We start from the raw sequence: 22335 nt of genomic DNA, 5'->3' as shown, positions 1-22335 counted from the left end.
GCCCACCATCACCCCGCCCACGTCCCCCCAGACGACACCGCCGGGTGACGGAGGCGACCCGTTCGATCCGGTCAGGCCGGGCGACGACGAGTAGACGGGCATGAGACGCCGAAGGGCGCCCGGTGCACACCGGGCGCCCTTCGGCGTCGTCCGCACGGCCTCGTCAACCGCGGTTCAGCTCGAACCAGACCACCTTGCCCGTGCTGAGCCGGGTCGCGCCCCAGCGCCGGGCCATCCGGTTCACCAGATACAGCCCGCGCCCGCCCTCGTCGGTGGCGCGGGCCTGGCGCAGCCGCGGCAGCTGCGGCACGTCGTCGCCGACCTCGCAGCGCAGCACGTCGGTGCGCAGCAGACGCAGCGTCACCGGCCGGGAGGCGTACCGCACGGCGTTGGTGACGACCTCGCTGACGAGCAGCTCGACGGAGTCGCTGAGCTCCTCCAGGCCCCAGCGCTGCAACGCACGCCGGGCCAGCCGGCGGGCACGGCCCGGGGCGGCGTCCTCCGGCTCCAGGAACCAGTACGCCACGTCGCTGGGCGCGATCCCGTCGAAGCGGGCGGCGAGCAGCGCGATGTCGTCGTCCCGGTCGCCCGGGCCGAGCATGTCGAGCACCTCGTCGCACAGCGCTTCCAGGGGCGGCGGATGGTCCGGCCCGGTGAGCTGCGCGACCGCGGCCAGCTTCTCCCGCAACTGCTCGATGCCGGTCCACACATCGCGCAGGCGCGACTCGACCAGGCCGTCGGTGTAGAGCAGCAGGGTCGCACCGGCGGGCGCGTCCAGCTCCACGGCCTCGAAGTCCACGCCGCCGACCCCGATCGGGGCACCGGCGGGCACGCGCAGCACCTCGGCACGGCCGCCCAGATGGAGCAGGACGGGCGGCGGATGACCGGCGTTGGCGATGGTGATGCGGTGCGATACCGGGTCGTACACGGCGTAGAGGCAGGTCGCCATGCGGTCCACGCCGAGGCGCTGGGCCTGTTCGTCGAGGTGGTGCAGAACCTCCTGCGGCGGCAGGTCGAGGCCGGCGAGGGTCTGGGCCGTGGTGCGCAGCTGGCCCATGATGGCGGCCGAGGTCATGGAGTGGCCCATGACGTCACCGACGACCAGGGCGACCCGGCTGCCGGGCAGCGGGATCGCGTCGTACCAGTCGCCGCCGACCCGGGCCGTCTCCGCCGCCGGCAGGTAGCGGGAGGCCAGCCGCACGCCCGTGGGGCGGGGCAGCGTCTCGGGCAGCATGGTGCGCTGCAGCTCGTCCGCGATGTAGGCCTCGCGGCCGTACAGCACGGCCTTGTCGATGCCGAGGGCGCTGTGCGTGGCGAGCTGGGCGGCCACCAGGAGGTCGTCGGGCTCGAACGCGATGCGCTCGGGGCGGCGCAGGAACAGGGCGGCGCCGATGACCCGGCGCCGGCCGCGCAGCGGGGCGAGGATCGCGCGCTGCCCGTCCGGCACCGCGAACTCGCTGCCCTCACCCAGCAGTTCCGGCAGTGCCGCGCGGGCCGCGGGGGCGTCGGTGAACACCGGGCGCACCCCGCGCAGCACCTCCGCGAGCGCGCTGCCGGGCCGCACCTCGCACAGCTCCGCGCCGACCGTCTCCAGCTCGTTCGGTTCGGGCTGCGCGGCCGGCTGGAAGCCGTTCTCGGTGTCGCGCTCCGCCGGTATCCGGTCGGTGCGGCGCAGCCGCAGCACCAGCGGGCCGGTGGGCCGCTCGTCGCCTACCGGCAGCGGGTCGCGCAGATAGACCAGGATCGCGTCGGAGAAGGTGGGCACGGTGGCCCGGCACAGCCCCATCACGATCTCGTCGAGGTCGATGCCGCGGGCGATCCGCCGGGTGGCGGCCCCCACGAACCTCAGCCGGTCGCCGTCCCGCCGCATGGGCGTGGGCCGGCCCGGCGGCAGGCTCTGGCCGGTGCGGCGCTCCTGCCCGTCGGTGTTCACCCCCGGCCGGTCCTGTTCGTCGGCCGGCTGGACCGGAATGCTCTCGGGGGCGGGGCGCGGCCGAGGAGTGTCGCGCTCGGCGGTCTGCTCGGCACCCGGCTGGGAGTGCTCGAAGGCGGGGTCGCTCACGGTGTCCTTGCCCTTGCCGAACGGCGTGGAGGTGCCCGGCTCCGACGTGCCCGGCGTGCTGTGTGCCGTCGTGACCGGAACGGTGACATCGCCGCCGGGGCGGCCCTGTACCGGTAAGGCGCCGGCGCCGGGCGCACGCGCCGGTGTCGGGGTATGCACGAACGCCCCGCGGGGATCCACGGGGTCGACGCCCGTCTGGGGGCGTTCGAACGAGGTCGGCTGCTCCGTCACGCGTGTCGAATCCATCCGTCCGGGGCTGCGCGCCGCGCACGCAGTTGGTCCCGCCGAAACTCCGATACCCGGATTACGTGCCCCAGGAACGGAATTCCCGCGTGGTCAGAGGTTGTTCCTGTGCCACCGGCGGGCCGTCTGCGGCCCTCAAGGGCCCACTGACGGCCCCTGGGGCCCGTGGCGCAGGCCCTGCCGGTGTTGCCCTCGTACCCCTCGCTCACGTCCTGCCGCCCCTCGGTGACGATCGGTCAAGCCCAGCGCGTGCTCAGGTAGTTGCCGCCGCGCGCCCTTGCGGAGGACGATCCTACGTTTCTTGCCCGGGGGCGCATCAAGGGTCTCATGAGGACAGATGCGCGGGCGTACGGTCCCAGTCCTCCGGCAGTGACGGTACCGCCCAGGACGGATCCGGGCGCCAGTGCTGCCAGCCTTCCGAGAACGGCGGCCCCCAGGCGCGGATCACCTCCACCGCCTCCCGGCCCGCCGCCCGTACCTTTTCCGCCAGTTGGTCGTCCATCAGCCCGTCCCGCCGGGCCTGGGCGAACTCGTCCTCGTCCCGCCAGTGCCAACTGCGGTCGGGATGGACGGAGATGTCCAGGAAGTGGTCGACGGAGTCCACGCCGCCCGCCCAACGGGCCAGCGGCTCCTCCAGGTTCACGTACCAGTTCTTGAACTGCCAGCCCGGCTCCCAGAACAGCCACACCGACCAGGGCTCGCCGGGCCGGGCCAGCTTCAGCACGCCCGTGCCGAACCACCGGTCGCGCTGCACGGTCCGCGGTCGGGTGTAGCGCGACTCCAGCGGTTCCAGATGCACGGGCGTGCCGTCGGCGAGCACGGGCTTCACACACTCGGTGCCGGGCGCCAGCCACACGGCGAGCAGGTCGGCGTCGTCCCGGACGACGGTGACGGGACGCGCGATGTGCACATGCGTGCCGCCGTTCTCCCGGTACCGCCACAGGATCCGGCTCCCGGGCGCCCAGAAGCCTGCCGCACCACCCGTTTCCATGCGTCTCATCGCTCCACCGTCTGCCATGAACAGATATTAGGTGCCGTAGGCATACGACGCTGCGGCGCGTGTCACGGTTCACGCGCCGGGCACACGAACGTGCCCCTGCGTCACGGGTGTGTCATCCGCAGGACATCCAGGGCCTCGTCGAGCTGCTGCGCCGTCAGGTCGCCGCGTTCCACGTATCCGCCGTCCAGCACGACCTGGCGGATCGTCTTCCGCTCGGCCAGGGCCTTCTTGGCGACCTTCGCGGCCTCCTCGTAGCCGATGTACTTGTTGAGCGGCGTGACGACGGAGGGGGAGGACTCGGCGTACTCCCGCGCCCGCTCGCGGTTCGCGGTGATGCCGTCGACGGTCCGGTCGGCGAGCAGCCGTGTCACGTTGGCGAGCAGCCGGACCGACTCCAGCACGTTCTTCGCGATGACCGGCAGCATCACGTTGAGCTCGAAGTTCCCGGCGGCGCCGGCCGTGGCGACGGTGGCGTCGTTGCCGGTGACCTGGGCGGCGACCATCAGCACGGCCTCCGGGATGACCGGGTTCACCTTGCCCGGCATGATCGACGAGCCGGGCTGGAGGTCGGGCAGGGCGATCTCCGCGAGACCGGTGCGCGGCCCGGAGGACATCCAGCGCAGGTCGTTGGCGATCTTCGTCAGCCCGACCGCGATGGTCCGCAGCTGCCCGCTGGTCTCGACGATGCCGTCCCGGGCGCCCTGCGCCTCGAAGTGGTTCCGTGCCTCGGTGAGGGGCAGCCCGGTCGTGCGGGCGACCTCCTCGATCACGGCGGCGGAGAAGCCGGGCGGGGTGTTGATGCCGGTGCCGACGGCCGTGCCGCCGAGGGGCAGTTCGGCGAGCCGGGGGAGGGAGGCCTCGAGCCGCTCGATGCCGTAGCGCACCTGGGCCGCGTACCCGCCGAACTCCTGGCCCAGCGTCACGGGCGTGGCGTCCATGAGGTGGGTCCGCCCGGACTTCACCACGTCGGCGAACTCCTCGGCCTTGCGCTCCAGGGCGGCGGCGAGGTGCTCCAGCGCCGGGACGAGGTCGCGCGTCACGGCGGCCGTGGCGGCGATGTGGATCGAGGAGGGGAAGACGTCGTTCGACGACTGGGAGGCGTTGACGTGGTCGTTCGGGTGCACCCCGCTGCCCAGGCGCTCGCTCGCGAGGGTGGCGATGACCTCGTTGGTGTTCATGTTGGACGAGGTGCCGGACCCGGTCTGGAACACGTCGACCGGGAAGTGCGCGTCCCACTTCCCCTCGGCGACCTCCCCGGCCGCCTCCTGGATCGCCCCGGCGATGTCCTTGTCCAGGACCCCCAGCTCGGCGTTGACCTTGGCCGCAGCCCCCTTGATGCGGGCCAGCGCCTCGATGTGCGCGCGCTCGAGGCGCTGCCCGGAGACGGGGAAGTTCTCCACGGCCCGCTGGGTCTGAGCACGCCACTTGGCGTGCGCGGGCACCCGCACCTCGCCCATGGAGTCGTGTTCGGTGCGGTACTCGGCCCTGTCCTGCTCGTCGGTCATCGACGATCACCTCCATGTGTCACAGCGTCCGCGCCGCGACCACTGTTCCCCGTGGAGACGAATCATCACCCCCGTCGCCGGGCGAGTCCGGGCCCGCGTACCGGAATGGACGTGAAGGGGGGACGTAGCGGGCAGGGGCGGCGGGGGCGAGATCGCTCCCGCCGCGCCCGCCGCCTTACGCCAGCCCGGGCCCCCGCACCGGGATCGAGGTGAAGGTCGGCGCCGGCGCCGGGTCCTGGAAGAAGTCGTTGCCCTTGTCGTCGACCACGATGAAGGCCGGGAAGTCCTCCACCTCGATCTTCCACACGGCCTCCATGCCGAGCTCTTCGTACTCGACGACCTCGACCTTCTTGATGCAGTCCTGGGCGAGCCGGGCGGCCGGGCCGCCGATCGAGCCGAGGTAGAAGCCGCCGTGGGCGTCGCACGCGGCCGTGACCTGCTTGCTGCGGTTGCCCTTGGCGAGCATCACCTTGGAGCCGCCCGCGGCCTGGAACTGCTCCACGTAGGAGTCCATCCGGCCGGCCGTGGTCGGGCCGAAGGAGCCCGACGCGTAGCCCTCGGGCGTCTTGGCCGGACCGGCGTAGTACACCGGGTGGTCCTTCAGGTACTGCGGCATCTCCTCGCCCGCGTCCAGCCGCTCCTTGATCTTGGCGTGCGCGATGTCGCGGGCCACGACCAGCGGGCCGGTCAGCGACAGCCGGGTCTTCACCGGGTACCTGGTCAGCTCGGCGAGGATCGTGTCCATCGGCTGGTTGAGGTCGATCTTCACCACGTCGGAGGACTCGTCGAGGTGCTCGTCGGTCGTCTCCGGCAGGAAGCGCGCCGGGTCCGTCTCCAGCTGCTCCAGGAAGACGCCCTCGGCGGTGATCTTCGCGACGGCCTGGCGGTCGGCGGAGCAGGAGACGGCGATGGCGACCGGGCAGGACGCGCCGTGCCGCGGCAGGCGCACCACGCGCACGTCGTGGCAGAAGTACTTGCCGCCGAACTGCGCGCCGATGCCGATCTTCTGCGTCAGCTCGAAGACCTTCTCCTCCAGCTCCTTGTCCCGGAACCCGTGCCCGAGCTCGGAGCCCTCGGCCGGGATCTCGTCCAGGTAGTGCGCGGAGGCGTACTTGGCGGTCTTCAGCGCGTACTCGGCGGACGTGCCGCCGACCACGATCGCCAGGTGGTACGGCGGGCAGGCCGCCGTGCCCAGCGAACGGATCTTCTCCTCCAGGAACTTCATCATGGAGGACTCGTTCAGGACGGCCTTCGTCTCCTGGTACAGGAACGACTTGTTGGCCGAGCCGCCGCCCTTGGCCATGAAGAGGAACTTGTAGGCGCCGCCGTCGGCCGCGTACAGCTCGATCTGCGCGGGGAGGTTGGAGCCGGTGTTCTTCTCGTCCCACATGGTGAGCGGGGCCATCTGCGAGTAGCGCAGGTTCAGGTTCTTGTACGCGTCGTAGATGCCGCGGCTCAGGGCCTCCTCGTCACGGCCCCGCGTCAGCACGTTCTGCCCGCGCTTGCCCATCACGATCGCCGTGCCCGTGTCCTGGCACATCGGCAGCACGCCCGCAGCGGCGATGTTCGCGTTCTTCAGCAGGTCCAGCGCCACGAACTTGTCGTTGGACGACGCCTCGGGGTCGTCGATGATGCGGCGCAGCTGCGCGAGGTGGGCCGGGCGCAGGTAGTGCTGGATGTCGTGGATGGCCTCCTCGGCGAGCTTGCGCAGCGCCTCCGGCTCCACCTGGAGGAAGGTCCGCCCGTCCGGCCCCTCGACCGTGGAGACACCCTCGGAGGTCACCAGCCGGTAGGGGGTGGTGTCCTCTCCCTGGGGAAGCAGATCGGTGTACGCGAACTCAGGCATCTCAGCCCATTCCTCACTCGGCAGACGACGGCCCGCCTCCGTTGGCGGGCGCCAACCAGCGTAGAACCTGCCGCTGAGGGCGAGCTTGTGAGGTAAGGCTCAGTTCGTCACACCGGCCGCGGTTCAAGGGGCCCCGGCCGAGGGGTGTCGCGATCTATCGTGTTTCGGTACGCTGCTGCCGTGGACCTCTCGAAGCAGGACCTTCAGAAGCAGGAGCCCGCCGGCGCCGCGCCCCGCGCCTCCGATTCCGCGCTCCGCGCCTCCGACGCCGAGCGCGACCGCATCGCCGACATCCTGCACGACGCCCTGGCCGAGGGCCGCCTCACCGCGGACGAGCACGCCGAGCGCGTCGAGGGAGTGCTGCGTGCCAAGACCGTCGGCGAGCTGGAGGTCTTCATCCGGGATCTGCCCGCGGCCCACCGCCAGGGCCCCGGCCCCGCCCACGCCCCGGCCCCCCGGCGCCCCACGGCCGGCGCCGTCCCGATCGACGCGGACGACAACGTGGTCGCGGTCTTCAGCAGCGCCGTCCGCAAGGGCCGCTGGCGCGCGGGCCGCCGGATCCACGCGTACGCGATCTTCGGCAGTGTCGAGATAGACCTCAGCGAGGCCCTCTTCGACCACCAGCAGGTCGTCGTCAAGTCGTTCGCGATCTTCGGCAGCGTCGACATCCGCGTCCCGGAGAACGTGTCGCTGCGCGGCACGGGCGGCGGCGTCCTCGGCAGCTTCGAGGTGGCCACCCTCGACTCGGGCGAACCACAGGCCCCCATCGTCTACGTCGACGGCTGGGCGGTCCTCGGCAGCGTCGAGGCGCGGCCGAGGCGGGGCAAGGTCGTGGCGGACCTCCTGGACCGGGTGCACCGCACCGTCGACAGAAGTTTGCGCAAACACCTGGGGCATTGACAGTCGCGAATCCCCCGAATCCGGCGGTTCGGAACTCAGTGCATAGGCGCGCGTACAGCGGGTAGGCCTTGCTGCATCGTCTCTCGCTCGCGAAGCCGTCGTCAGGAGTAGACCGTGCTGCAACCGCCGCATTCGTCCGTGCAGGTAGCTGCCGTTCCGGCCCCGCGGGTGCCAGCGCGAGACAGGGACCAAGACGCCCCGTGGCACACCGAGGCGGTGTGCCGGCGTGACGAGGCCGGCCTGTTCTTCGCCCCCTCCAAGGAGCCGACCGCCGCGCGGCTGTCCCGGGAGGAAGCGGCGAAACGGGTCTGTGCCCGCTGCCCGGTGATGGTCGAGTGCCGCGAACACGCCCTGCTCCAACCCGAGCCCTACGGCGTCTGGGGCGGCCTCACCGCCGCCGAGCGCCGCGTGGTCCTGGCCCGGCGCCGCCGCCGCGACATGGAGCTGAAGAAGACGGCCCGCCCGGCGAACCAGATAGCGGCGGCGGGCTGACGGTCCGGCACCGCGACACGAGCACCACGCAAAGGGCGTCCCCGCCGCACCGGGGACGCCCTTTCGCTGTGCCGTTCTTCTTCCCGGGGCTACTTGCCCTTGTCGAAGTCGATCGCGCTGTAGGCGCGCAGCTTGCTCAGCCGGTGCTCGGAGGAGATCCGGCGGACCGTGCCTGACCGCGACCGCATCACGATCGAGTCGGTGGTGGCGGTCTCCGCCCGGTAGCGGACCCCGCGCAGCAGCTCACCGTCGGTGATACCGGTGGCCACGAAGAACACGTTCTCCCCGGTGACGAGGTCCTCGGTCGTGAGCACGCGGTCGAGGTCGTGGCCGGCGTCGATCGCCCGCTGCCGCTCCTCGTCGTCCTTGGGCCACAGCTTGCCCTGGATCGTGCCGCCCAGGCACTTCACGGCGCAGGCAGAGATGATGCCCTCCGGCGTACCGCCGATGCCGAGGAGCAGGTCGACACCCGTGCCCTCGCGCAGCGCCAGGATCGAGCCGGCCACGTCGCCGTCGGAGATCAGCCTGATGCGCGCACCGGTCTCCCGGATCTCCTTGATGATGCCCTCGTGCCGCGGCCGGTCGAGGATCACCACCGTCACGTCCTCCGGCGCGGACCGCTTCGCCTTGGCGACCCGGCGGATGTTCACCGACACCGGGGCGTTGATGTCGACGAAGTCGGCCGCCTCCGGACCGGTGACGAGCTTGTCCATGTAGAACACCGCGGACGGGTCGAACATGGACCCGCGCTCGGCGGCGGCCAGCACCGCGATCGCGTTCGTCATGCCCTTCGCCGTCAGCGTGGTGCCGTCGATCGGGTCGACGGCGATGTCGCACTCGGGCCCGGTGCCGTCGCCCACGCGCTCCCCGTTGAACAGCATCGGGGCTTCGTCCTTCTCGCCCTCGCCGATGACGACGACGCCGTTCATCGAGACGGTGGAGACGAGGGTGCGCATGGCGCGCACCGCGGCGCCGTCGGCGCCGTTCTTGTCACCCCGGCCGACCCAACGGCCCGCGGCCATCGCCGCGGCCTCGGTGACGCGGACGAGCTCCAGGGCGAGGTTGCGGTCGGGAGCCTCGGAGGGGACATCGAGCTCGGACGGCAAATGATGGTGCTCGGTCATCGGAGCGCACCTTTCTGTACGACGACGGCCGGATGAGGGTGTGTCGCCCGAATATATCTCCGAGTCCGCAAAATGAGCAGGGGCCCCCACGGATGAGCGCGGCAGGGACCTGCGACGATAGGGGGCGTGGCAGGCAAGAACGGCAAGCAGAAGACGGCGCGCGACATGATCCTCTCCATGGGGATCATCGTCCTCGTGGCGGGCTTCGTATACCTCTTCATCCCGCACGACGACAGCGCGCCCGACGTGAAGGCCGTCGACTACCGGGTCGAGTTGCTCACGGCGCGCCGTGCGGCTTCCTATCCCATCGCCGCGCCGGAGGGCCTGTCCGACGCATGGAAGGCCACCTCCGTCCGCTTCCAGGGTGACAAGTTCGACGCCTGGCACCTCGGCTTCCACGACCCCGAGGGGGAGTACGTGGCGGTCGAGCAGTCCACTCAGCGGCGGCCCGTCTTCCTCGACGAGGCGACGCAGGGCGCGCAGGAGACCGGGAAGACCCAGAAGATCGGCGACGGCACCTGGACCCGCTACGAGGGCGGCCGGTACGACGCGCTGGTCCTGGAGGGCACCAAGGGCTCGACGACGGTCGTGACGGGCACCGCGGGGTTCGCGCAGCTGACGAAGATGGCCGAGGCGCTGGAGACGAAATAGGCGCGCACGAGGAAGGCCCCCGGCACCTGCCGGGGGCCTTCCTCGTGCGCGTCGGTCAGACGGTGGTGACGACCTGGTCGAAGTCCAGGCGCGGGGAGCGCGGGTACCAGGCGTCCGGGCCGGGGCGGCCGATGTTGACGACCATCAGCGGGGTGTGGTCGTCGTCCAGGAACTCCTTGCGGACGCCCTCGAAGTCGAAGCCGGTCATCGGGCCGGCGGCGAGACCGGCGGCACGGACACCGACGATGAAGTACGCGGCCTGGAGGGCGGCGTTCAGCGCGGCGGCGTTCTCGCGGACCGGGCGCTCGGTGAAGAAGATGTCCTTGATCTGCGGGGCGGCCGGGAACAGCTGCGGCAGCTCCTCGTGGAACTCGTTGTCCGCGGAGAGGATCGCCACCAGCGGGGCGCTCGCGGTCTTGGGCCGGTTGCCCTCGGCCATGTGCGCCACCAGGCGCTCGCGGGCCTCGGGGGAGCGGACCAGGGTGATGCGCAGCGGGGTCTGGTTGAAGGCGGTCGGACCGTACTTGACCAGGTCGTAGATCGCCTGCACCTGCTCGTCGGTCACCGGCTCGTCGGTGAAGGTGTTGGCGGATCGGGCCTCGCGGAACAGCAGGTCCTGGGCGGCGGGGTCAAGAACGAGGGACATGAAAGCACTTTCTCGCGACGGTCGGTCCGGAAGATCGGCTGACGTCCACGACCGTACGCGAGTGAAGTTCAACGTTCAACTAACATGGGCGTGTCGTGTGTCACCCCGAACCGAACGGTCCCGGTTACTCCCCGCCCTCGTCCTCCGCGGCCTCCTCCGCCAGCGCCGCGTCCAGCCGCGCCCGGGCCCCGTCCAGCCAGCGCCGGCACACCTTGGCCAGCTCCTCGCCGCGCTCCCAGAGCGCCAGGGACTCCTCCAGCGTCGTACCGCCCGCCTCCAGGCGCCGGACGACCTCGATCAGCTCGTCCCGCGCCTGCTCGTACCCGAGCGCCTCGTCGGTGCCCGGTGTCTCATCAACCTCGCTGGTCATCCATCCACCCTATGTGTCCACTCGTACGGAGAACTCACCCTCGGAGACCCGCGCGCGCAGGGCCTCGCCGGCCTCCACCTCGCCCGGGTCGCGGACCGCGTGCCCGTCCGCCCTCTGCAGCACGGCGTACCCGCGCTTCAGGGTCGCGGCGGGGGAGAGGGCCACCACGCGCGCGTGCGTGTGCGTCAGCTCCGAGTCGGCGCGGTCGAGCTGGTGCCGCAAGCAGCGCCGGCCCCGGTCGAGCAGGTCCGCCACCTGGTCGGCCCGCATGTCGATCATCCGGTGCGGATCCTCTATCGACGGCCGCGCGAGCGCGTGCGCCAGCCCGCGCTCCTCCCGCTCCACCAGCGCCGCCACACACCGCCGTGCCCGGTCACGCAGCAGCCGCACCCGCTCGTACTCCTCGCCGACGTCCGGCACGACCTTCTTCGCGGCGTCGGTGGGGGTCGAGGCACGCAGATCGGCGACCTGGTCCAGCAGCGGGTTGTCCGGCTCGTGCCCGATGGCGGACACCACGGGCGTCCGGCACTGCGCGACCGTCCGGATCAGCTGCTCGTCGGAGAACGGCAGCAGGTCCTCCACGCTGCCGCCGCCGCGGGCGACGATGATCACGTCCACGTCGTCGATCGCGTCGAGCTCCTTCACGGCCTGCACCACCTGCGGCACGGCGTGTACGCCCTGCACGGCGACGTTGCGCACCTCGAAACGGACGGCGGGCCAGCGGTGCCGGGCGTTCTCCAGGACGTCCCGCTCGGCGGCCGAGGCCCGTCCGCAGACCAGCCCGATCAGCTGCGGCAGGAACGGCAGCGGCTTCTTGCGCTCCGGCGCGAACAGCCCCTCGCGCGCGAGGGCCTTCTTCAGCTGCTCCAGGCGCGCGAGCAGCTCACCGACCCCGACGGGCCGGATCTCGGCGGCCCGCAGCGACAGCTGACCGCGCGGGGCGTACCACTCGGGCTTCGCGAGGACGACGACCCGGGCGCCCTCGCTCACCACGTCCGCGACGGCGTCGAACACCTGCCGGTAGCAGGTGACGCCGACGGAGATGTCGTACGACGGGTCCCGCAGCGTCAGGAACACCACGCCCGCGCCCGGACGCCGCGACAACTGAGTGATCTGCCCCTCGACCCACACCGCCCCGAGCCGGTCGATCCAGCCCCCGATGAGCCGCGACACCTCGCCGACGGGCAGCGGTGCTTCCGGAGTCGTGTTCACAGCCATGCCGCGAGAGTAGTGGGCGGCACCGACAACCCGGCTCAGCCGCCCTTCTCGCCATGGGCGGAGCCTTCCCGGCCGACACGGCCCTCTCCCGCCTCGGCGGCGAAACCGGCCTCCCCACGATCCGGCCGTCCTGCTCGCGGGCATCCTGCCCGGCCCCCCTGGCCCCGGTCCGGTCATCGTCAAGGGCGCACCCGGCTCCGAGACGCTCTCCGGCCGCCACCGGCACCTCACGGCGACGGCGGCACCAGCCGTCGGCCCCTGCACCGCCAGCACCGCCAACCCGCGCCGTGCGACTTGGCGTCCAGCGTGCCGAACACACCGACCGGGGCCATCGGCGCGATGAACAGCAGCCCGTAGACGACCAGGTCACGAAAGCCGAGACTGCGCCGCAGCGCGGGCTCCCCCTCGGCCGCACGGGCCTGCGGTCCGGCCTCGGATCCGGCCTCGGACGTCGCGCCTCCGCTCCCGCCGTACGTCACTCGCGCCGCGCGATGTCAGTCTTCCGGGGACTCCACACGGACGCGATCTTTGACGCGCCGGACGCGGCCTTACGATGGGACGCATGTCTGCTTCGCCTGGCCGCCGTGTCCTGCTCGCCGCCCCCCGTGGCTACTGCGCGGGTGTGGACCGCGCCGTGATCGCCGTCGAGAAAGCCCTGGAGCAGTACGGCGCTCCGGTGTACGTCCGGCACGAGATCGTCCACAACAAGTACGTCGTGCAGACCCTGGAGAAGAAGGGCGCGATCTTCGTCGAGCAGACGGAGGAAGTGCCCCCGGGGAACATCGTCATGTTCTCCGCGCACGGCGTGGCCCCCGTCGTCCACGAGGAGGCGGAGCGCGGCAAGCTCGCCACCATCGACGCCACCTGTCCGCTCGTCACCAAGGTCCACAAGGAAGCCGTCCGCTTCGCGAGCGAGGACTACGACATCCTCCTGATCGGCCACGAGGGCCACGAGGAGGTCATCGGCACCTCCGGCGAGGCCCCCGAGCACATCCAGCTCGTCGACGGCCCGGGCGATGTGGCGAAGGTCGAGGTCCGCGACCCCTCCAAGGTCGTCTGGCTCTCCCAGACCACGCTGTCCGTCGACGAGACCATGGAGACCGTCGACGCCCTGAAGGACAAGTTCCCGCAGCTCATCTCCCCGCCCAGCGACGACATCTGCTACGCCACGCAAAACCGCCAGCTGGCCGTGAAGCAGATGGGCGCCGAGTCGGAGCTGGTCATCGTCGTCGGCTCGCGCAACTCCTCCAACTCCAAGCGGCTCGTCGAGGTCGCCAAGATCGCCGGTGCCCGCGAGGCCTATCTCGTGGACTTCGCCGACGAGATCGACGAGGCCTGGCTGGAGGGCGTGACCACGGTCGGCGTCACCTCCGGCGCCTCCGTCCCGGAGATCCTGGTCGAGCAGGTCCTGGAGTACCTCTCCGAGCGCGGCTTCGAGGACGTCGAGATCGTCAAGGCCGCCGAGGAGTCCATCACGTTCTCCCTGCCCAAGGAGCTCCGCCGCGACCTGCGCGAGGAGGCCGCGACCCTGGCCGCCGAGCGCGGCGGCGCCGGGACCGGTGAAAATTCCGGGGAGTGATAGGGGACAGGCCGGGCAGCACCGCTGTCCGGCCTGTGACTGTCAGTCGTTCGTCGTAGCGTAGGGCCATGCAGATCTTCGGAGTGGACATCGGCGGATCCGGGATCAAGGGTGCCCCGGTGGACCTGGACAAGGGCGACCTCGCCCAGGAGCGCCACAAGGTCCTCACCCCGCACCCGGCCACGCCCGACGCGGTGGCCGACGGCGTCAAGCAGGTCGTCGACCACTTCGGCTGGACGGGCCCGATCGGGGTCACCTTCCCCGGCGTGGTCACCGACAGCGCCACCATCCGCACGGCGGCGAACGTCGACGACAGCTGGATCGACACCGACGCCCGAGCGCTGCTCGGCGAGCGGCTGGGCGGCCTGCCGGTGACGGTGGTCAACGACGCGGACGCGGCAGGCGTCGCCGAGATGCACTTCGGCGCCGGCCGCGACCGCCGGGGCACGGTGATCCTGCTGACCCTCGGCACCGGCATCGGCAGCGCGGTCTTCGTCGACGGCGTACTCGTCCCCAACACCGAGCTGGGCCACCTGGAGCTCGACGGGCACGACGCGGAGAAGCGGGCCTCCAGCAAGGCCCGCGAGGACCACGACATGACGTGGGAGCACTGGGCGGTGCACCGCGTGACCAAGTACCTCGCCCATGTCGAGATGCTGTTCTCGCCGGAGCTGTTCATCATCGGCGGCGGTGTCAGCCGCAAGGCCCACAAGTTCCTGCCCCACATCGAGGGCATCAAGGCGGAGATCGTCCCGGCGCAGCTGCAGAACAACGCGGGGATCGTCGGCGCGGCGATGCGGGCGGCCGGACACTAGGCCGCCTCGCACCGGGACAGGGGCGAGAGCTCAGACCGGCGGCCGGACCCCCGCCGTCCGCCGCCGGCGCACCATCCGGATCCGCCGGACGATCACGATCAGCCCGGCGATGAGCGTGCCGCCGTACAGCCAGCCGGCCTGCGTGGCCAGTGCCGTCACCAGACCCATCAGCGTGCCGCCGCTCCCGTCCTCGCCGTCGGCCACCGGCAGCAGCCCCACGGCGAACGCGATCGGCACCACGACGGGCGCGGTCATCAGGTCCCCCCGGCGCACCCAGAGGGCGGTCAGCGCACTCACCGGCAGGAACAGCACGCCGTACGCCGTCAGGGACGCCCCGAACAGCGCCGAGCAGAGCGCGCCGAGCAGGAACATCACCACGGCGCAGAACAGCCCGCTGCCCAGGCCGGTCAGCCGTGGGTTCGGCAGTCCGCCCGCGGCGGGTGCCGGAGCGGGCGCGGGCCGTCGTACCGGCGCCGGGCGGCGCCGCGGCACCGGCGGCCGGGCCGCGCGCACGGGCTCGCCGCCCGCTCCCCGTCCCGCCTGGGACGGCACAGGTTGGCGGGGCGGCCTGGGCCGGTCCCGTCGCGGTCCGTACTGGGGAGATCGCGTCCTGTATTGCTCCACCGGACCAACTTAGGTCGTTCTATATGCAGAATAGGCCTTCTGACACGCCGTCGGCCACGGCTTGGCCAAGCGTTCGATACGTCGCCCGGGCCGTTCCGGACACGCCGTAGACTGGTGGATCGGCCGGTCCCCTGGCCCCAAGGCCCTCCACTCACGGGAAGTCGCAACGTGTCGCTCACGATCGGAATCGTCGGTCTGCCGAATGTCGGCAAGTCGACCCTGTTCAACGCCCTGACCAAGAACGACGTGCTGGCGGCCAACTACCCGTTCGCCACGATCGAGCCCAACGTGGGCGTGGTCGGCGTCCCCGACCCCCGCCTGACGAAGTTGGCGGAGATCTTCTCCTCGCAGCGGGTCCTTCCGGCCACGGTGGACTTCGTCGACATCGCCGGCATCGTGCGCGGCGCCTCCGAGGGCGAGGGCCTGGGCAACAAGTTCCTCGCGAACATCCGCGAGTCCGACGCGATCTGCCAGGTCATCCGCGCCTTCAAGGACGAGAACGTCGTGCACGTGGACGGCAAGGTCTCGCCGAAGGACGACATCGAGACGATCAACACCGAGCTGATCCTCGCGGACCTGCAGACCATCGAGAAGGTCCTGCCGCGCCTCCAGAAGGAGTCGCGCATCAAGAAGGACATCGCGCCGAAGGTCAAGGCGGTCGAGGAGGCCAAGGAGATCCTGGAGAAGGGCGACACGCTGTTCTCCGCGGGCATCGTCCAGGGCTCCGGCAACGAGGAGCTCCTGCACGACCTGCACCTGCTCACCACCAAGCCGTTCCTCTACGTCTTCAACGTCGACGAGGACGAGCTGACCGACGAGGACTTCAAGAACGAGCAGCGGGCCCTGGTCGCCCCGGCCGAGGCGATCTTCCTCAACGCCAAGCTGGAGGCGGACCTCGCCGAGCTCGACGAGGACGAGGCGCTGGAGCTCCTCCAGTCCGTAGGCCAGGAGGAGCCGGGCCTCGCGACCCTGGCCCACGTCGGCTTCCGCACGCTGGGCCTCCAGACGTACCTCACCGCCGGCCCCAAGGAATCCCGCGCCTGGACCATCAAGAAGGGCGCCACGGCCCCCGAGGCCGCCGGCGTCATCCACACCGACTTCCAGAAGGGCTTCATCAAGGCGGAGGTCATCTCCTTCGACGACCTGGTGGAGACGGGTTCGGTGGCGGAGGCCCGCGCGAAGGGGAAGGCGCGGATGGAGGGCAAGGAGTATGTGATGCAGGACGGGGATGTGGTGGAGTTCCGCTTCAACGTGTGAGCGGATGGAACAGCACCACGTCGTACATCTCGCAATCATGCAGATCAGAAGGGGCCGGGCTCTCGCAAGCCCGGCCCCTTCGTCGATCCCGTGCTGGATCGGCGCTGGATTTCCTGACCCGATGTCAGAAGTGCTCAGGTGTCGTAGACGCGGGAGCGGTGCCCGACGTGCACGACCCAGACCACCAGCTCCCCGTTGTCGATCGTGTAGATCACGCGGTAGTCGCCTACCCGTAGGCGGCGCCGGTCGGGCTGGGAGACGAGGGCCGTGGTGTTGAACCCCAGTGGGTCGCTCTCCAGCTCGGCCAGCTTGGCCAGAATGCGGAGGGCCATGTCCCGCGGCACCTTGCGGAGCTCGGCCTGAGCCTCGGGGCGGAAGACGGTGCGGTACTCACTCACTGCGTGCCCGCGTCTCCCTCATGATCTCTTCGATCGGGATGCCGGGTGCCGGGTTGGCCATGCGCTCGTCGATGATCCGGTTGATCTCGCGCTCTTCCCACTCCTGGTACTTCCGGAGCACGTCGATGGACACCACGGCGGCCACCTCCTTGCCTCTGCGCGTGATCACCGTGGGTACGTCGTCGCGGTCAGCCCGCTCCACGACCTCGGCCAGGTGTGCCCGGACATCGCGGATTGACTCTGTGGGCAGCGGCTGTGTCATGCGCCCAAGAGTACCGAGTGGCGCATGTGTACACAACGGCGAGGGCGCTCGGGGCGCCGGTGTCCTTCGGCCCCGAGCGCGTCATTCGCGGCTACCGGGCCGGTCCTGGTGGCGAGCCCTGGGTTGCGCGAGCTTCGAGCGCTCGTGCAGGTACCGGTGGGCGATGCCGGCGGCGGCAGCGAGTGCGAGCAGGGCGAGGAGGGCTCGCTTCCTGTGGTCCGGGGTGCGGGCGTGCGGTCGGGCTGGGGCCGTCCCGGTGGCGAGGTCGCGGTTGATCCGCTGCCAGACGCGGTCCGGGGGTGCCGTCGGCAGATCCACGAGCTGTGCGGTGCGGGCCGCCGTCACCAGGCGGGTCAGGCTTCGGAGTTCGTCGCGGCAGCGGGTGCAGTGTTCGATGTGGCGCAGAGCCTCGGCGTCGGCGTCGGTCGGGGTGGCGTTGCTCAGCGCCAGTTCCACCAGGTGTGCGGACTCTACGTGGGCCACTGCGTCCTCCCGACGGGTTCCGCCGTGACGACGAGGTTCGATGCGTAGCCGCCCTGCTCGGGGACGAACGGGGGCGCGCAAGTGATGAGGGTGAGGGCCGGGGGGCCGGTGCGGCGGAACGTCGAGGGGGGCAGGGCTTCCTTCGGCACCGTGATCCGGGAGACGACCCGGTAGGTCACCGGCTCGCCGCCCGCGCGGCGCACCTCGACCCGGTCTCCGCGGCGCACGTCGTACAGCGCCAGGAACTCGCCGAGGGCTCCGGTGTCGGTGTCGACGTGGCCGACGAGGACGGCCGAACCCTCGGCACTGCCCGGCGCGGGGCCGTGGCGGTACCAGCCGGCCACGGACGGGTCGTCGGGGACGGCCATGTCCCCTCGGGCCGTCACGCCCACCGGACTGATCCGGGCGTCCAGGCCGGTGCGGGGCGCGAGCACGCGACGGGGTGGTGGAGGATCCTGTCCTTCGCCGGGGGCTGCCGCGCCGGGTCGGGTCTTCGGCGCCGGTGTACCGGGGGGTGTTGTCGGGGCCGTCGCCGCTGCCCTGCGTTCCGGCGGCAATGCCGCGAAGTCGGCCGGAGGTGCGGCCGGGTCCGACGGCGTGGGCGGAAAACCGAGGACGGCTGCCAGAGCGGCAGCCGCCACAATCGGTCCGGTCAGCCGCCGCGTGCCGTCAGCCACGTCGGCGGGCGACCCGGCGGGCCACCAGCAGGCCCGCCACCGCGACCGCTCCGGCCCCGGCGGCGAAAGCCGGCCCGAGATCGGAGGAGTTCGGCGCGACGGCGGCACCGCTGCCGCCCGCGGGGACGCCACGGGGCGACGACTCCATGCCGCTGAACGTCTGGGTCGCCAGGGCGAGGTTCTTGTCCTCGGCGCTGCCCCAGGCGTAGACGACGTTGCTGGTGCCTTCGCCGAGCTTCAGGTCGGCCGGGCCTATGGCCACGGTGTCCGTACCGGCGAGCACCACATCCGCGTTGATCGTGCCCGCGTCGACCTCGGCGGTGTCCTCCTTCGGGTTGGTCAGGTTGCTGAAGACCGGCTGTCCGCCGGCCCGGACGTCGACGGCGGGCGCTGCCGCGACATGGCGGACCGTCAGACGGGACTTGCCCGCGTCGACCTGAGACACGTCGTTGGTGAAGGCCGTCAGTTCCGGTTTGCCGTCGGCCGACAGATGCGCGGCGACCGTGGCGTTCGCGCCCTCGGGCACCTCGATCTTCTTCTCCAGGGCCGGAGTTCCGTCGGGACCCTGTCCTGCTTCGAAGATCTGGATGTCATAGGTCCCGGCGTCGAGGGACTGGGGGTCCGTCACCGTGCCGGGCTTGAAGTCGCCGATCAGTTCGTCGCCGTTGGCGTACACGTCCACGGTCATGCCCGGGATGCCGTGGAAGACGGACACCATGGCCTTGTCCTCCTGTTCGGCGAAGGCGGGCGCGGTGACGCCGAGGGCCAGGGCACAGGCGCCGGCGGAGGCGGCGAGGGCGATGCGGGTGTGAGAGGTCATGGGAATCATCCCTTCGAACGGAGTCTCCGTACGGTGCGGAGTCTCAGTCCTGTTTTCAGGTGTGGGGGCCGCCGCGGATGCGCGTACGGCGTCACCGCTACAGGTCCGCGTCGGGGACCGGGGGCTGCTCGATCACCAGGCGCAGCCGGTGCAGGCCGCGGCGGGCGTGGCTCTTGACCGTCCCCAGGGGCATGCCGGTCCGCTCCGCGATCTGCGCCTGGGTCAGGTCCTCGTAGAAGGCCATGCACAGCACCTCCCGCTGGTGCCGCGGCAGCCGGGACAGGGCGTCGACCAGCAGCACCCGGTCCAGGACGCGGTCCGGTACCGCCTCGTCGGGCCCGGTGGGGTCCGCGGCGCGGCCGGCCGAGTCGATCAGCGTCAGCCGCCGCGTCCTCGCCGCCAGGGCGTCGACGATCTTGCGGCGCGTGATGCCGACCAGCCAGGCGCCGAGCGGGCCCCGTTCGGGACGGAAACCGGCCCTGCCGTGCCAGGCGCCGAGAAAGACCTGCTGGGTCACGTCCTCCGCCTCGTAGGTGTCACCGAGCAGTCGGGTGGCCATGGTGTGGACGAGCGAGCCCCAGCGCCGGTAGATCGCGGCGAACGCCTCCTCGTCGGCGGCGACGAGGCCACGGGCCAGCTCCTCCTCGTACCGCGTTTCCTCCGCGGGCGCGGTGGACGCGGTGGGGGTGGTGAGTCGCGTGTTTGTGATCATGGCCTGGTTCCTCCTGCAGTGCGTCGCGCGGGGACGGAAGGCCGTCTGCCGAACCGCACCGGTCGCGCTGTGCGGAGCCGCGACCATGCGCTCGAATTCAGTGTTCGGCGCACAAACGACGCATCTCAACATGCGTCGTTTGTGCGTCGTACAGTCGGAGGTATGGGTACACACGAACGAGACGGTGAGGACCGCGGACGCGGGGACGTGCCGCACGGCGCAGGACTGACCACCGGCGAGGTGGCCCGGCGGCTGGGGGTCGCACCCACCACCGTCCGCACCTGGGACCGCCGCTACGGCCTCGGCCCCGACGACCACACCGGTGGCCGGCACCGGCGGTGGACGACGACGGACGTGGCGCGGCTGGAGCGGATGTGCGCCCTGACGGCGACCGGGATACCGCCCGCCGAGGCGGCGCGCACGGTGCTCGGCGAAGCGACGCAGGAGACCGACGCGGTTGCGCTGACCGCCCCGGCCGGGCGGAGCGCACCGGCATCAGCGGGCACACCCCCTCAGACGCCCGCACCGGCGCAGGCCCCGGCCCGCCGGCCCTCCGGCGCGCCACCGCCACCGTCCGCTCGCGCCCGCAGCCGCGCGGGCAGCGGGCTGCGTCTCGGTGACGTCCGGCAGGAGTGCAAGGGCATCGCCCGTGCGGCCCTGCGCCTCGACGCCGTCGCGCTCGACGAGCTGCTCGAGGCCGCGATCGTCGAGCACGGGCTGATCGCCGCCTGGACCGAGGTGATCATGCCGACCCTCCAGGCGGTCGGCCGCAAGTGGGAGAGCTCGGGCGAGAAGTACGTCGAGGTCGAGCACTTCCTGTCCTGGCACGTCTCCGGCGCGCTGCGGCGCGGTGCCCCGCCCTCGGCCGCCGACCGCCCCGGCGCGGCCGTCGTGCTCGCCTGCGTGCCCGGGGAGAACCACACGTTGCCCCTGGAGGTGCTGGCCGCCGCGCTGGCCGAACGCGGTCTGCCGGTGCGCATGTTCGGCGGCGCCCTGCCCGTGGAGTCCCTGGTCACGGCCGTACGCAGGACCGGGCCTGCGGCCGTGGGGCTGTGGGCGCAGTCCCGGACCACCGCCAGCCGGCCGCTGGCCCAGCACGTGGCCGCGATGGAGTGGGGGGTGCGGGGCGCCCGCCGCAAGCCGGTGGTCCTGACGATCGGGCCCGGCTGGAGCGGCCGGACCATCACCGGCCTGCCGCGTCCGACGGGGCTGGCCGAGGCCGTCGCGCTGTTGGAGTCGGTCGTGTCGCGTTAGGGGGATGCCGCATCGCGCCCGGGAGCTGCTGCATCCGAACACGGGCACCCGCCGGAAGCGTTGAACGGGCAGAACACGACGGACAGGGAACAGCCGACCGGGTGGCCGGGAGCGGAGTACGGAGATGAGCGGCGCGTGGTGGGCCCGGTGAGCCGGGAACCCGACGGCACGTCGGACATGGTGACCCCGGCGAGCCGAGAACCCGGCGGCACGTCGGACGTGGTGGTGGTCGGGGGCGGTGCCGCCGGCCTCAGCCTCGCGTACCGGCTGGTCGAGACCGGCGTCGCGAGCGTGACCGTGGTCGAACCGCCGGACGGTCCCGCACGCTCCGCGGAGCGGACCTGGTGCTACTGGGACCAGGGCGACGGTCACGACGGAGGTGACGACGATCTCGACGAAGCCGTCACCGCCACCTGGCCCCTGCTGCGGGTGCACGGCCCCGACGGCAGCCCGCTCACCGTCGACCCGGCACCCTCGCGCTACCGCATGGTCCGTTCCACGGCGTTCGAGCGGCTGGTGCACGCCCGGCTGGAGCGTTCGCCCGGCGGGCTGATCCTTCGGGCCACGGCGGACTCGGTGCGCGACGTACCCGGCGGCGCGGAGGTCCGCTGCACCGCACCGGACGGCCGCACACTGACGCTGCGCTCCCGCTACATCTTCGACTCGCGGCCCCTGCGCGCCCTGCCCCCGGCCCGGACGCGGTTGCTGCAGCACTTCCGCGGCTGGTTCGTGCGCACCCGCACCGACCGGTTCGACCCGGCGGTGGCCGACCTCATGGACTTCCGGGTCCCCCAGCCGCGCCACGGGCTCGCCTTCGGATACGTCCTCCCGCTGGCCCCGGACCGGGCGCTGGTCGAGTACACCGAGTTCTCCCGCACCCCGCTGACCACCGCGGCCTACGAGGCGGCACTCGGCCACTACGCCCGCGAGGTGCTGCGCCTGGGCGAGTTCACCGTGGACTCGGCCGAGCAGGGCGTCATCCCCATGACCGACGCCCGCTTCCCGCGGCGGGTCGGAACGGCCGTCTTCCGCATCGGGACGGCGGGCGGCGCGACCCGCCCCGCCACCGGCTACACCTTCGCGGCCGTGCAGCGGCACAGCCGGGCCATCGCCGCCGCCCTGCGGGACGGCCACGGCAGTGTGCCCGCACCGCACGGCCGCCGGGCGCTCGCCATGGACGCCGTGCTGCTGCGGGCCCTGGACACCGGACGGATCGACGGCCCCGCGTTCTTCACCGGCCTGTTCCGCCGTACGCCCCCACAGCGCCTGCTGCGCTTCCTCGACGGGGCCACCTCGATCCGGGAGGAGTGGGGCATCGGACTGCGCACCCCCGTGGGCCCGTCGAGGAAGCGCAGCAGGCGCTGTGGGGGCGTACGGCGGAACAGGCCGGTGAAGAA

The 22335-nt window shown here is 71.7% G+C and carries 23 protein-coding genes and 1 pseudogene; 8 read left to right on the top strand and 16 right to left on the bottom strand.

Going from position 1 to position 22335, the window contains the following annotated elements; translation table 11 throughout:
• Nucleotides 1–163: 163 nt before the first annotated feature.
• The 4 genes from K4G64_RS28950 to K4G64_RS28935 form a co-directional block, all read right to left on the bottom strand.
• Complete coding sequence (locus tag K4G64_RS28950; RefSeq protein ID WP_221758915.1) at nt 164–2308, bottom strand: SpoIIE family protein phosphatase; 2145 nt, start codon at nt 2306–2308, stop codon at nt 164–166.
• Nucleotides 2309–2630: 322 nt separating this feature from the next.
• Complete coding sequence (locus tag K4G64_RS28945) at nt 2631–3323, bottom strand: DUF402 domain-containing protein (RefSeq protein WP_221758914.1); 693 nt, start codon at nt 3321–3323, stop codon at nt 2631–2633.
• Between the two features lie 83 nt (nt 3324–3406).
• On the bottom strand, nt 3407–4810 hold the full coding sequence (locus K4G64_RS28940) for an aspartate ammonia-lyase (protein WP_221758913.1): 1404 nt from the start codon (nt 4808–4810) through the stop codon (nt 3407–3409).
• Nucleotides 4811–4985: 175 nt separating this feature from the next.
• Nucleotides 4986–6656, bottom strand: coding sequence for a fumarate hydratase (locus K4G64_RS28935; RefSeq protein ID WP_221758912.1), 1671 nt, complete (start codon nt 6654–6656; stop codon nt 4986–4988).
• Nucleotides 6657–6836: 180 nt separating this feature from the next.
• Between K4G64_RS28935 and K4G64_RS28930 the strand changes: the two genes are divergently transcribed.
• Both K4G64_RS28930 and K4G64_RS28925 read left to right on the top strand, forming a co-directional pair.
• A complete protein-coding gene (locus K4G64_RS28930; RefSeq protein WP_221758911.1) occupies nt 6837–7556 on the top strand; it encodes a DUF1707 domain-containing protein in 720 nt (239 codons plus the stop codon).
• A 114-nt stretch (nt 7557–7670) separates the two neighbouring features.
• A complete protein-coding gene (locus K4G64_RS28925; RefSeq protein ID WP_031103048.1) occupies nt 7671–8048 on the top strand; it encodes a WhiB family transcriptional regulator in 378 nt (125 codons plus the stop codon).
• A gap of 89 nt (nt 8049–8137) precedes the next feature.
• Here the strand turns inward: K4G64_RS28925 and glpX are convergent, their stop codons facing one another.
• Nucleotides 8138–9172 carry a class II fructose-bisphosphatase gene (gene glpX / locus K4G64_RS28920; protein WP_030842703.1) on the bottom strand — a complete coding sequence of 345 codons (1035 nt, stop codon included), beginning with the start codon at nt 9170–9172 and terminating at the stop codon, nt 8138–8140.
• A 126-nt stretch (nt 9173–9298) separates the two neighbouring features.
• On the opposite strand from glpX, the gene K4G64_RS28915 reads away from it, so the two are divergent.
• Nucleotides 9299–9823, top strand: a complete 525-nt coding sequence (locus tag K4G64_RS28915) for a DUF4245 domain-containing protein (protein WP_221758910.1) — start codon at nt 9299–9301, stop codon at nt 9821–9823.
• A 55-nt stretch (nt 9824–9878) separates the two neighbouring features.
• Here the strand turns inward: K4G64_RS28915 and K4G64_RS28910 are convergent, their stop codons facing one another.
• The 4 genes and pseudogenes from K4G64_RS28910 to K4G64_RS28895 all read right to left on the bottom strand — a co-directional run.
• Nucleotides 9879–10469, bottom strand: coding sequence for a malonic semialdehyde reductase (locus K4G64_RS28910; RefSeq protein ID WP_221758909.1), 591 nt, complete (start codon nt 10467–10469; stop codon nt 9879–9881).
• A 124-nt stretch (nt 10470–10593) separates the two neighbouring features.
• Nucleotides 10594–10839: an exodeoxyribonuclease VII small subunit gene (locus tag K4G64_RS28905; RefSeq protein ID WP_221758908.1), complete on the bottom strand. Its 246-nt coding sequence runs from the start codon at nt 10837–10839 to the stop codon at nt 10594–10596.
• Between the two features lie 9 nt (nt 10840–10848).
• The gene (xseA, locus tag K4G64_RS28900; protein WP_221758907.1) at nt 10849–12057 is read right to left on the bottom strand and encodes an exodeoxyribonuclease VII large subunit; all 1209 of its coding nucleotides are present in this window, start codon (nt 12055–12057) and stop codon (nt 10849–10851) included.
• Between the two features lie 281 nt (nt 12058–12338).
• Nucleotides 12339–12536 (bottom strand): annotated as a pseudogene (locus K4G64_RS28895) (amino acid permease); the annotation flags it as partial.
• Between the two features lie 74 nt (nt 12537–12610).
• On the opposite strand from K4G64_RS28895, the gene K4G64_RS28890 reads away from it, so the two are divergent.
• Together K4G64_RS28890 and ppgK are read left to right on the top strand one after the other, a co-directional pair.
• A complete protein-coding gene (locus tag K4G64_RS28890; protein WP_221758906.1) occupies nt 12611–13636 on the top strand; it encodes a 4-hydroxy-3-methylbut-2-enyl diphosphate reductase in 1026 nt (341 codons plus the stop codon).
• 68 nt (nt 13637–13704) lie between these two features.
• Nucleotides 13705–14451, top strand: a complete 747-nt coding sequence (ppgK, locus tag K4G64_RS28885; RefSeq protein WP_221758905.1) for a polyphosphate--glucose phosphotransferase — start codon at nt 13705–13707, stop codon at nt 14449–14451.
• Between the two features lie 30 nt (nt 14452–14481).
• Here the strand turns inward: ppgK and K4G64_RS28880 are convergent, their stop codons facing one another.
• On the bottom strand, nt 14482–15075 hold the full coding sequence (locus K4G64_RS28880) for a DUF6542 domain-containing protein (RefSeq protein WP_221758904.1): 594 nt from the start codon (nt 15073–15075) through the stop codon (nt 14482–14484).
• Between the two features lie 168 nt (nt 15076–15243).
• Here K4G64_RS28880 and ychF point away from each other — a divergent pair, with 168 nt between their 5' ends.
• Nucleotides 15244–16332, top strand: a complete 1089-nt coding sequence (gene ychF / locus K4G64_RS28875; RefSeq protein ID WP_030842729.1) for a redox-regulated ATPase YchF — start codon at nt 15244–15246, stop codon at nt 16330–16332.
• 134 nt (nt 16333–16466) lie between these two features.
• Here ychF and K4G64_RS28870 read toward each other — a convergent pair whose 3' ends face one another.
• The 6 genes from K4G64_RS28870 to K4G64_RS28845 all read right to left on the bottom strand — a co-directional run bounded on the left by K4G64_RS28870 (nt 16467) and on the right by K4G64_RS28845 (nt 19684).
• Nucleotides 16467–16730, bottom strand: coding sequence for a type II toxin-antitoxin system RelE/ParE family toxin (locus tag K4G64_RS28870; protein WP_221758903.1), 264 nt, complete (start codon nt 16728–16730; stop codon nt 16467–16469).
• The gene (locus K4G64_RS28865; protein ID WP_190902388.1) at nt 16723–16992 is read right to left on the bottom strand and encodes a type II toxin-antitoxin system Phd/YefM family antitoxin; all 270 of its coding nucleotides are present in this window, start codon (nt 16990–16992) and stop codon (nt 16723–16725) included. The genes K4G64_RS28870 and K4G64_RS28865 overlap by 8 nt, the downstream gene beginning before the upstream one ends.
• 81 nt (nt 16993–17073) lie before the next feature.
• Nucleotides 17074–17475 (bottom strand): hypothetical protein, encoded by a 402-nt coding sequence (locus K4G64_RS28860; protein ID WP_221758902.1) that lies wholly within the window; start codon nt 17473–17475, stop codon nt 17074–17076.
• Nucleotides 17463–17909: a class F sortase gene (locus K4G64_RS40580; protein WP_308122519.1), complete on the bottom strand. Its 447-nt coding sequence runs from the start codon at nt 17907–17909 to the stop codon at nt 17463–17465. The genes K4G64_RS28860 and K4G64_RS40580 overlap by 13 nt, the downstream gene beginning before the upstream one ends.
• 235 nt (nt 17910–18144) lie before the next feature.
• Nucleotides 18145–18972, bottom strand: coding sequence for a DUF4397 domain-containing protein (locus K4G64_RS28850; protein WP_221758900.1), 828 nt, complete (start codon nt 18970–18972; stop codon nt 18145–18147).
• A gap of 97 nt (nt 18973–19069) precedes the next feature.
• Nucleotides 19070–19684 carry an RNA polymerase sigma factor gene (locus K4G64_RS28845; RefSeq protein ID WP_221758899.1) on the bottom strand — a complete coding sequence of 205 codons (615 nt, stop codon included), beginning with the start codon at nt 19682–19684 and terminating at the stop codon, nt 19070–19072.
• A gap of 162 nt (nt 19685–19846) precedes the next feature.
• Between K4G64_RS28845 and K4G64_RS28840 the strand changes: the two genes are divergently transcribed.
• Nucleotides 19847–20938 carry a MerR family transcriptional regulator gene (locus K4G64_RS28840; RefSeq protein WP_221758898.1) on the top strand — a complete coding sequence of 364 codons (1092 nt, stop codon included), beginning with the start codon at nt 19847–19849 and terminating at the stop codon, nt 20936–20938.
• A 177-nt stretch (nt 20939–21115) separates the two neighbouring features.
• Nucleotides 21116–22335 (top strand): FAD-dependent oxidoreductase (locus K4G64_RS28835; protein WP_221758916.1); only part of this gene is annotated, 1220 nt, incomplete at its 3' end.

Origin of the sequence: Streptomyces sp. WAC04114, assembly GCF_019733245.1 — a bacterium.
Classification (GTDB): Bacteria; Actinomycetota; Actinomycetes; order Streptomycetales; family Streptomycetaceae; genus Streptomyces; species Streptomyces massasporeus_A.
The sequence above is the reverse complement of the archived record's forward strand: the minus strand, read 5'-3'. Positions and strand labels throughout refer to the sequence as shown.

Bases quoted from the DNA above. Each gene is read 5' to 3' on its own strand.
- K4G64_RS28890 (WP_221758906.1), top strand. From the start codon at position 12,611: ATGGGACGCATGTCTGCTTCGCCTGGCCGCCGTGTCCTGCTCGCCGCC.
- K4G64_RS28845 (WP_221758899.1), bottom strand. From the start codon at position 19,684: ATGATCACAAACACGCGACTCACCACCCCCACCGCGTCCACCGCGCCC.
- K4G64_RS28945 (WP_221758914.1), bottom strand. From the start codon at position 3,323: ATGGCAGACGGTGGAGCGATGAGACGCATGGAAACGGGTGGTGCGGCA.
- xseA (WP_221758907.1), bottom strand. From the start codon at position 12,057: ATGGCTGTGAACACGACTCCGGAAGCACCGCTGCCCGTCGGCGAGGTG.
- K4G64_RS28840 (WP_221758898.1), top strand. From the start codon at position 19,847: ATGGGTACACACGAACGAGACGGTGAGGACCGCGGACGCGGGGACGTG.
- K4G64_RS28935 (WP_221758912.1), bottom strand. From the start codon at position 6,656: ATGCCTGAGTTCGCGTACACCGATCTGCTTCCCCAGGGAGAGGACACC.
- K4G64_RS28950 (WP_221758915.1), bottom strand. From the start codon at position 2,308: ATGGATTCGACACGCGTGACGGAGCAGCCGACCTCGTTCGAACGCCCC.
- K4G64_RS28865 (WP_190902388.1), bottom strand. From the start codon at position 16,992: ATGACACAGCCGCTGCCCACAGAGTCAATCCGCGATGTCCGGGCACAC.
- K4G64_RS28905 (WP_221758908.1), bottom strand. From the start codon at position 10,839: ATGACCAGCGAGGTTGATGAGACACCGGGCACCGACGAGGCGCTCGGG.
- K4G64_RS28850 (WP_221758900.1), bottom strand. From the start codon at position 18,972: ATGACCTCTCACACCCGCATCGCCCTCGCCGCCTCCGCCGGCGCCTGT.
- K4G64_RS28940 (WP_221758913.1), bottom strand. From the start codon at position 4,810: ATGACCGACGAGCAGGACAGGGCCGAGTACCGCACCGAACACGACTCC.
- ppgK (WP_221758905.1), top strand. From the start codon at position 13,705: ATGCAGATCTTCGGAGTGGACATCGGCGGATCCGGGATCAAGGGTGCC.
- glpX (WP_030842703.1), bottom strand. From the start codon at position 9,172: ATGACCGAGCACCATCATTTGCCGTCCGAGCTCGATGTCCCCTCCGAG.
- K4G64_RS28910 (WP_221758909.1), bottom strand. From the start codon at position 10,469: ATGTCCCTCGTTCTTGACCCCGCCGCCCAGGACCTGCTGTTCCGCGAG.